This window comes from Candidatus Saccharimonadia bacterium (genome assembly GCA_035544015.1).
Taxonomy (GTDB): Bacteria; Patescibacteriota; Saccharimonadia; order UBA4664; family UBA4664; genus UBA5169.
In genome coordinates, this window is record DATKIP010000018.1 from 1 (window position 1) to 2,064 (window position 2,064).

The 2,064-nt window shown below is 60.9% G+C and carries 1 protein-coding gene; it reads left to right on the forward strand.

All coding sequences use genetic code 11. The annotated features are described in order from the left end of the window. The first annotated feature begins 254 nt into the window (after positions 1-254). Positions 255-1,694, forward strand: a complete 1,440-nt coding sequence (locus VMT30_02040; protein ID HVQ43724.1) for an IS1182 family transposase — start codon at positions 255-257, stop codon at positions 1,692-1,694. Positions 1,695-2,064 lie beyond the last annotated feature (370 nt).

The following is a 2,064-nucleotide window of genomic DNA, read 5'->3' on the forward strand; positions in this document are numbered from 1 at the left end:
TGTCGTGGATTGCTGCGCCCGTGCCACTATCGGCCACGCTGCCGCACCAGCTAGGGCACCAAGTAATTCCCGCCGCCTCATGTACTCCCTCCACGGCTCAGGAGGCATCGTAACGGCTTAAACGATTACTTTGATAGGGGCTAAAGCCGCCTTTGCAACTGCAACGTCAAATGCTGGCCAATGTCGCAGATGGGTCCAGACTGTGTGGAAACGCGCTGATTTGGTAAAGTGATTCCCGATCAGCGGGGGTTGGGATGAAGCGTTTCGTCGAGGGCGAGGATCGCAAGCAAGCGACACTGCTTCCCGCCTGCTTGGACGACTACGTGACGGAGGACAATCCGGTCCGCGTCATCGATGTCTTCATTGACGAACTCGACCTGGAAGCGCTGGGCTTTGCCGGTGTTGTGCCGGAGGTGACCGGGCGGCCCGCCTATCATCCCGCGACACTGCTAAAGGTCTATCTGTATGGCTATCTCAACCGCATCCAATCGAGCCGCAGGCTCGAGCGGGAGAGCCAGCGCAACATCGAGCTGATGTGGCTGACCGGCCGGTTGATGCCGGATTTCAAGACGATCGCCGACTTTCGTCGCGACAACGGACCGGCGATCCGCGCTGCCTGTGCCCAGTTCGTCGTCTTGTGCCGCAATCTCAACCTGTTCACGCGAGCTGTCGTGGCGCTCGACGGGAGCCGGTTCAAGGCCGTCAACAACCGCGACAAGAACTTCACGGTGGCCAAGGTCGCCAAACGCATCGAGCAGGTGGAGGCCAGCATCGCGCGCTACCTGGCGGCACTCGACCGTGCGGATCGGCAGGACGATGATGTCGCCGAGGCCAAGACAGTGCGCCTCAAGGAGAAGATCGAGGGCCTGCGGCGACAGATGCAATCGCTCAAGGAGATGGACAGAGAGGTCGAAGCCGCGCCCGACAAACAGGTTTCCCTGACCGATCCCGATGCCCGCTCGATGGCGACCAGCGGCAAGGGCACCGGTATCGTCGGCTACAATGTTCAGATGGCCGTCGATGCCGAGCACCATCTGATCGTCGCGCACGAGGTCACCAACATCGGCAGCGATCGGGCGCAACTGACCTCGATGGGGCAAAAGGCGCTGGATGCGACCGGATGCGAGCAACTCACGGTGCTGGCCGACCGCGGCTATTACAACGGCGACGAGGTACTGGCCTGCGAGGGCACCGGCATTGTGCCCTGCATTCCCAAGACACAGACATCTGCCAACGCCAAGCGCGGCCTCTTCACCGTGGCGGACTTCATTTACGACGCTGAGAAGGACCGCTACACATGTCCGGCCGGCAAGCACCTGACCAAGGGAAAGGTGCGCTCGGACCGACGCGACAATATCGATCACTATCGCAACCTCACCGCCTGCTCGACCTGCGCACTCAAGCCCAGCTGCACGCCCGACAAGCACAAGCGCCTGAAGCGTTGGGAGCATGAAGGCGTCCTCGACAAGATGCAGGCCAGGCTCGATCGCTTGTCCGACGCCATGACCATCCGCCGCCAGACCGTCGAGCATCCTTTCGGAACCCTCAAGGCGTGGATGGGCAGCACCCATTTCCTGACCAGGACGCTCGAAAAGGTCAGTACGGAAATGAGCTTGCAGGTGCTCGCCTATAACATGAAGCGGATGATCAACATCTTCGGCGTCAAACCGCTGATGCAGACCATCGCCGCCTAGTTCACGTCCGCCCGCCAGCGCGCGTATCGCTGCCCACGCAATCATGCAGTCGCGTTTTCACACGACCTCGGTCATTTTCGACCAAGTTCAGTGGGGTTTGCCTATCGGCCCCTTCCGCTTAGCCTCAAGAGCGGACATTCCGGGCCCCATACGACGCGCCGGGCTTCGTTTAGTCTTACATCGGAAGGCTCTCGGACCGGGTCCTAAAGCCCGCCCCGCGGGCGGACTGAGCATTGAATCACGCCGTACATCACGAACACATAGGCACGGCCGTCAAGCGGATAGTCAGGCACCACCTTCTCCGGCGGCACACGGGTAGCAGACCGATATTCGTGGCGACCTGTTACGACCTCGCCGTCCTCTTCTTATC